This window comes from Streptomyces calidiresistens, from assembly GCF_014141525.1.
In the GTDB taxonomy this organism is placed as follows: Bacteria; Actinomycetota; Actinomycetes; order Streptomycetales; family Streptomycetaceae; genus Streptomyces; species Streptomyces calidiresistens.
Window position 1 is genome coordinate 1 of sequence record NZ_VKHS01000247.1, and the last position, 6,643, is coordinate 6,643.

The following is a 6,643-nucleotide window of genomic DNA, read 5'->3' on the forward strand; positions in this document are numbered from 1 at the left end:
CCCCACTCCCGGGCCCCCAGCCAGACCCGGGCCAGTGCGATCGCGTCCTGCCACTCCACCCCCTGCACAGCCAGGGACGCCGGCAGACGTACGAGCGACTCGTCTTCCAGTAGCCGGTCGGGGATGTGGTGGCAGTCGGGAGCGAGGAAGGCGTCCTCGCCGGCGGCGAGCCGCATCGCCGAGCGGGAGGTCATCTCCCGCAGGACCCGCGCTCCCGGCAAGCCGGTGTCGCAGCCGCGGATCCACAGGGCGGCCAGCGACTCGTAGCACCGCAGGGCCGGCATCGGCTGCCCCGCCCGGGCCATGAGGTCCCGAGCGAGACGGCCGACGGTGAGCGGCCGGATGGCCGTGCCTGCGGTCATGAGGTGGCCTCGCGGCGGGCCACGGTGTGCACCAGGCGGCCCAGCTCGCGGTACGGACTGCGGCTGGAGGCGGCCCACTCCACCGCGAGCGCCTCGGCGAACACCTCCGGCTCGGGGTGCCAGTTCTTCGGGTAGTGGTCGTGGAAGATCCGCACGCCCTGCCAGGGCAGCGGCGTCAGTCCGTTGTCGCGGGCGAGCTGGTCCAGGTGCTCGGGGGTGTCCCCGCGGGTGACGTAGCCGAGGTTGCCCATGCTCGTCGCCTGGCCGCTCTCGATCTGAGCGAGGGCGGAGTCGTACTCGCCGCGCAGGGCCTCACGCACCCCGACCGCGAGGGCGTTCTTCGTCAGGATGCTCAGGAGGCCGCCGGGGGCGACGAGCCGGGCGAGGTTGCTGACGGGCTCGGTGGAGTCGGGCAGGTACATCACGACGCCGTGGCAGACGACCGCGTCGAAGACCTCGCCCTCGAAGGGCAGGTCGTAGATGTCGGCCTCGACGAGCCGCACGCGGTCCGCGACGCCGGCTGCGGCCAGCTTCTCCTCGGCGCGCCCCAGCATCTCGGCGGAGACCTCCGCGCCCGTGACGTGGTGGCCGGCCGTGGCCAGGCGCAGCACCATCTCTCCGTCGCCGCAGCCGACGTCCAGGACGCGGACGGGCTTGCCACCGAGTTCTGTGAGGACGCGATGCGCCACGAGCTCGTGCCGGAGCAGGCCGCGCCCGCCCTCGGAGTAGGCGGCGTAGTCGGTGCCGACGGCGGCGAAGTCGGAGGAGACAGCGGTCATGGGGTGAACTCCTTCTTGATCTGGGGCCAGTGCTCGACGAGAAATCGGAACGAGGGGTAACGGCCGCCGGAGGCCAGGGTGGCGCCCGTCGGCCCCGAGGGGGTGAACGTGCCGGCGCGGAGGGCCTGGCGGATGCGGACCAGGAGAGGTATTCGTGCCGCCAGCTGCGGCAGCCGGGCGCGGGCCTCGGCGGCCGGGAGCCAGGCCCTCAGCTGGTCGGGGCGCATCTCTTCCCACACCACGATGTCCACGTGCGCGTCACCCACGCGCACGGTGAGGAAGTGTGGCACCGCGGTCGTCCCTGGCGCGGCCCCGCGGTGGCCCAGCGGGGTGACCGTGCCGGGGTAGCCGGTACGCAGGTCGGTGAGGTGGTCGGCGAAGACCGCGCTCAGTTTGCAGGTCAGGCATCCGCAGACCGACCGGACGCTGGTGAGGTCGTCGAGGGTGAAGATCCGCTCAGCCACGTCCGGCTCCGGCGGTCGGGCCGTAGAGCCGGTAGTAGTCGACGACGATGCCCGACTCGCTGAGGATCTCGTTGGTGGCGGCCACGTTGTGGCCCGGGCGCAGCCGCTCGTCCCCGCCGGCCAGGGCCACCGCGCCGACCGCGAGACCGGCCAGGACCAGGTCGACATAGCGGTTGGACAGGGACTCGGCATGGTGGAAGTTGATCGGCATGCCGTGGCCGAGGACGCAGATGCCGGGACCGTCGGCGAGCTGGTAGCCGGTGCCCAGCACGCCCCGGTCCGTCACGGCGATGCTGCCCTCTCGCAGTTCGTCGAGCGCGAACTCGAAGTTCCGGCTGGTCGTGCTGACCAGGAACGCTTGCGGAGGCAGGAGCCGTGCCTCCCGCAGGCCGAAGCTGCGACTGCCGACGCAGCCGATCACCAGCCGCGGCCGGTGCGCGCGTACCAGGTCCTCAAGCGACAGGCCCGTCAGGAAGCCCTCCTCGTGCGCGGCGACCAGGCGGGTGATGTCGGAGTCGAACACCGCGACCCGCATCCGCCGGGTCTCCAGGACACGAGCGACCTCGTGCCCGATCCGGCCGAAGCCGAGCACGAGCGCCGGCTGACCCTCGAACTTCTCATCCGGCAGTAATCGAAGCGTGTTGCGCACCGCCGCGTCGGCGATGCCGTACGACTCGATCATGGATTTCATGTCGCTCTCGGCGACGCTGACCAACGGCAGCGGCAGCTGGAGCCCCTCCACCTTCCGGATGCCGGAGGTGGTCTGCTCCACCAGGCCGACGAAGTGCCCGGCCCGATCGGGCAGCTCGCGCAGGACGGTGGGCATCACGTAACCGCCGTCGTCCATGACCACACTTCGCTTACCCGCGGCGGCGACACGATCGATGTGGTCCTCGATCCCCGCACGCAGGTCCCGGTAGCGCCACACCGCGATGCCGTGCCGCTGGACCAGATGCGCGTTCACCCGGTGGGTGTGTGCGTAGGGGTATTCCTTGTCGATCACGGTCATATGGGCCGGCTCCACCCCCAGGGCGAGCAGACTGTCCACCAGAATCAGGAAATCCCGCATGTGGTGAATTGTCAGCAGCACCCCGACATCGCCCAGCGGCTTGTTCGGCCACCGGTCGGGCAGGCTGCCGGTCAGCGGCAGCTCGGACAGGGTTGAGGCGATCTCGGTGAGGGTGAACGGCAGTTGCCGCACCGCCGCGAAGAAGTCCTCGGCCGCAGCCGGGGTGCCCTGCTCGAAGGCCGCGACGAAACAGTGGGTGCTCTCAACCACCGAACCGGGATCTGCCGGGGCGGCCAGTGTCAGCCGGCCGCGGCCGCCGTTGGCGAGCGTACACAGCCACGACGCCGACGCCTCCTCCCAGTCCATGCGCTGCACGCCGGGATCAACGGCAAGACGCGCCGCCAGGTCACCCAGCAACCGCTGGGCCTCACCTTCGCCGGCGACGATGTCCACCGCGTGGACGAGTGGCAGTTTCACGGATGCGGACATAAGTGCCCTCCTGTCATCTCAAGAAGTTGGGCCCTCGAAGGCCCGAGCTCAGCGCTCACGGGGAAGAGTGAAGGTGCGGCACCGACCGGTGACGCGCATACCGCAGGCGACGAAATCGGCGGGATCCTGCCGGGTCACCGCGCGCACGGTCGCCACCTGCCGGTCAGCGGCCAAGGCGTGCGCCCGGGTGATCAGCCGCGTGCGGACATCGTCCGTCGCCGCCCAGACCTCGGCCAGCAGCAGCTCGCTGGCGGTGTCGTTCCGCTGAACCAGGGCCAGGAGCAGCGACCCGGTCGGAGGGTCGAGGAGCAGGGTCTCGAGGCGAAACCGCGCGTCGTCACGCCACCTCGTCAGCGTCGACTGGGCGAACGACGCCTCCACGCCGGCGAACCGGCGTGCGGCTGTGGCGACGTACGTCTCCAGCTCCGTCACATCGGCCGCGGTGACGGCGTCGAGCACGCCGGCGGCCGGGGTACCGTGCAGCACGGTGATGGTGTCCAGCACCTCCCATCCGGACCTGGTGAAAAAGTCGCCGGCGCCGTCCCGGTCCACGGGTACGTCCGTGGTCACCAACGGCCACTCGACCGCGTCCACCACCCTCCGCAGCAGCCCCCGCCCCAGTCCCACTCCACGGGCCGACGGGGCGACGACCGGACCCCACAGCCGGGCCCGCGCCTCGCCGGGCTCCGGGCGCCGCACGGCACACCACCCGGTCACCTCCCTCCCGTCCCGGGCCACCGCGAGCACAGGCGGTGCTCCGGTCAGCGCGTTCGTCAGCCGGGAACGCACGAGGGAGGCACTGACCGGCCGGTCATCGCTGTACCCGGCGACGCACCGCTGGGCGATGCCGGCGAGTTCCTCGCACAGGTCGACCTCCAGGTCGCCGACGAGGTCGATCCCGGGGCCCGAGCTGCCCAGCCGGGCGCTGGGAACGGCAGCGCGTTCTCCGTCATGGGCGTCGTTGTGCTTGATGTCATTCACGTTGTTGGCCTTCAACCCGAGCTGTGTGGAACGGAGGCCGTGGGGGCGGTGGGACTTCCACCGCCCCCACGGGGTCAGTGCAGGGTGACGGGGAGTTCCCGGTGACCGTTGGCGATGAAGGATTCCTGGGGGACCAGGAGATCCGGGTCGGTGGCCAGTGCGAGGCGGGGGAATCGGGCGAAGAGCGCGGGGAGGGCGATAGCCGCTTCCATGCGGGCCAGAGGAGCGCCCGGGCAGTAGTGGGCTCCGTGGCCGAAAGCGGTGTGATCGCCGGGGTTGGATCGGGTGAGGTCGAAGGTTGCGGGGTGGTCGTGGAGATCGGGGTCGCGACCGGCGGCGCCGAAGGCCAGGAGGATCGCGTCGCCCTTGGGGATGGTCACGCCGTCGAGGTCGATGTCCTCAACGGCGTAGCGCAGCGGCATGTGCATGATGGGGCCCTGCCACCGCAGGGTTTCCTCGATTACGGTGTCCCAGGAGATGCGGCCCTGTCGGACCATGGCGTGTTGGTCGGGGTGGGTGAGAAGGGCGACTACGGCGTGACCGATGAGATTGACGGTGGTCTCCGAGCCGGCTCCGATCATCAGGATCAAGGTGGAGATCAGCTCGTCCTCGGTCAGACGGGACTCGCCGTCCCGGGCCCGGATGAGGTCGGTGGTCATGTCCTGGCCCGGGGCCTCGCGTTTGTGTGCGACCAGGGCCGCCATGCAGGCCCACAGATCGGCGTAGTCGCGGCCGGCCTGCTCGGGGTCGGCGGCGGTGGCCAGAGCCGCGTCGATGACTCTGCGGGCTTCGGCCCGCATGTGCTGCGGTACGCCGAAGAGGTCGCTGATGACCTCGGTAGGGATCATGTAGGTGAATCGGGTCCGCAGATCGATCGTCCGACCGGGCTCGACGAGGCTCAGATCTTCGATGAGGCGTGTGACGGTGGCCCGGACTGCCGGGCGCAGGGCTTCGGTGCGGCGAGGGGTGAAGGCGCCGGCTATGAGGCGTCGCAGTCGGCGGTGCTCATCACCGTAGGCGGTGAAGGCGCTGGTCACCTTGACCCAGACGTTCAGGGGCCAGTGCTCGGGCAGGTCGTTGAGGGCGGGCCAGTGTCGCCGGGGGTCGCGGGAGACGCGGGAATCGGCGGCCAGACGACGGATGTGTTCGGCGCGGGTCACCGACCACGCCGGAACATTCCCGGGAAGGAGAATCGGGGTCGCCGGTGCCCGGGCGCGGAGGGCCGCGGCCTCGCCGTGGAGGTCGGTACCGGTGGGGTCGAGGGTGAAGGGGCATCGGGCTGTGTCCATGGGGATCCTCCACGGTTTTGGGGTTGGGTGGGCTGGAAGGTCACGGGCAGGCTGGTGAGCGCCCGGTGGAACGGTCCCGGTCGCCAGGTCAGGTCCCTGGGGTCACAGGCGAGTTCGATGTCGGGCAGGCGGTCCAGGAGCGCCTCGATGCCGACTTCGGCGATGACCCCGGCCAGGTCCCGAGCCGGACAGACGTGAGGTCCGGCCGACCAGGCCAGGTGTCCCCGGTTTCCCGTGGGCGAGCCGGCGCGGTCGGAGGGCTGGAGCGCTCCGGGATCGGTGTTGGCAGCGGCGTGGGAGATGAGGACGGGTACGCCGGGCGGAATGACGAACGGAGCGAGTCGGCCGGTGGGGTCCTCCAGTTCGTAGGGCACCTCCCCGGTGAGGTAGTGCACGGAGAAGTTCGCCATCGGGGAGTGCCGCCACAGCGCCTCCTGCAACGCGTCCGCCGTACTCAGGCTGCCGCCGCTCAGGGAGACGCCGAATCTCTCGTCGGTCAGCAGCAACCACAGCGTGCTGGTCAGCCACGCGGAGGTCGGCACGGTGCCGGCGCCGATGAGGACGACGAGTTGGTGGAGCATTTCCTCGTCGTTCAGGGCCTCGGGGGCGGCCAGCAGCCGCGAGGTGACGTCTCGACCGGGGAGGCGGCGGCGTTGGACGATCAACTCGTTCAGGGCCGCGGCAAGGTCGGCGCTGCCGCGTTGGGCGGTGGCCGGTTCGGCGTCGATCATCATGGCGCAGGCCCGCGCCATCCGCTCACCCTGTTCGGAGGTGCTGCCCAGTAGGTGGGCCAGGACGACGGTGACCAGATGCCCGGCATAGACCACGGCATCGACCCTGCCGGTGGCGGCGAAGGTGTCGACAAGGCCGTCGGCGAGGGTACGGATGTCGGCGCGCAGCGCCGGAGTGGTGACGTCGGCCAGGGCTTCTTCGATGGGAGCTCGCAGGCGACGGTGGTGCTCGGCGTCCGCGAACAGCAGACTGGGGCGCCGGCCCATCATGGGCAGCACGGGGCTGTCGGGCGGTATGCGGCCCTCGGCCAGTGCCCGCCACCGGCGGGCGTCCTTGGAGTAGCGAGGGCTGCGCAGGGTCTGCAGCGCGGCGGGGTGGGAGGTGACCACCACGACTTCCACTCCGGGGGCGATCAGCGCCCAGGAGGCCGGTCCGGTGGCGCGCATTCGGGTATAGGTGGCCTCCGGGTCGCGGGCGAAGTCCTCGCCGTAGAGCCGGAAGTGGCCCTGTCTCTTATACACAGCTCCGCGCCCACGAG

Annotated in this window: 7 protein-coding genes; all 7 read right to left on the minus strand. The window is 70.8% G+C overall.

The genetic code is table 11. The features are described from left to right. Positions 1-362, minus strand: a 362-nt coding sequence (locus tag FOE67_RS12290) for a hypothetical protein (protein ID WP_182663513.1), incomplete at its 3' end; no start/stop codon positions are given. After that, entirely contained in the window at positions 359-1,141 is a 783-nt protein-coding gene (locus tag FOE67_RS12295) for a class I SAM-dependent methyltransferase (protein ID WP_182663515.1), read from the minus strand. The genes FOE67_RS12295 and FOE67_RS12290, both read right to left, overlap by 4 nt. Next, positions 1,138-1,605 carry a hypothetical protein gene (locus FOE67_RS12300; RefSeq protein ID WP_182604752.1) on the minus strand — a complete coding sequence of 156 codons (468 nt, stop codon included), beginning with the start codon at positions 1,603-1,605 and terminating at the stop codon, positions 1,138-1,140. The genes FOE67_RS12295 and FOE67_RS12300 overlap by 4 nt, the downstream gene beginning before the upstream one ends. Continuing rightward, positions 1,598-3,103 (minus strand): Rossmann-fold NAD(P)-binding domain-containing protein, encoded by a 1,506-nt coding sequence (locus FOE67_RS12305; RefSeq protein ID WP_182663517.1) that lies wholly within the window; start codon positions 3,101-3,103, stop codon positions 1,598-1,600. Before FOE67_RS12305 ends, FOE67_RS12300 begins: the two co-directional genes overlap by 8 nt. Positions 3,104-3,151: 48 nt before the next feature. Beyond that, positions 3,152-4,099 (minus strand): GNAT family N-acetyltransferase, encoded by a 948-nt coding sequence (locus FOE67_RS12310; protein ID WP_228473813.1) that lies wholly within the window; start codon positions 4,097-4,099, stop codon positions 3,152-3,154. Positions 4,100-4,158: 59 nt separating this feature from the next. Further along, positions 4,159-5,244 carry a cytochrome P450 family protein gene (locus tag FOE67_RS12315; RefSeq protein ID WP_323384812.1) on the minus strand — a complete coding sequence of 362 codons (1,086 nt, stop codon included), beginning with the start codon at positions 5,242-5,244 and terminating at the stop codon, positions 4,159-4,161. Beyond that, positions 5,241-6,643 (minus strand): cytochrome P450 family protein (locus tag FOE67_RS29240; protein ID WP_228473814.1); only part of this gene is annotated, 1,403 nt, incomplete at its 5' end. The genes FOE67_RS12315 and FOE67_RS29240, both read right to left, overlap by 4 nt.

Bases quoted from the DNA above. Each gene is read 5' to 3' on its own strand.
- FOE67_RS12295 (WP_182663515.1), bottom strand. From the start codon at position 1,141: ATGACCGCTGTCTCCTCCGACTTCGCCGCCGTCGGCACCGACTACGCC.
- FOE67_RS12305 (WP_182663517.1), bottom strand. From the start codon at position 3,103: ATGTCCGCATCCGTGAAACTGCCACTCGTCCACGCGGTGGACATCGTC.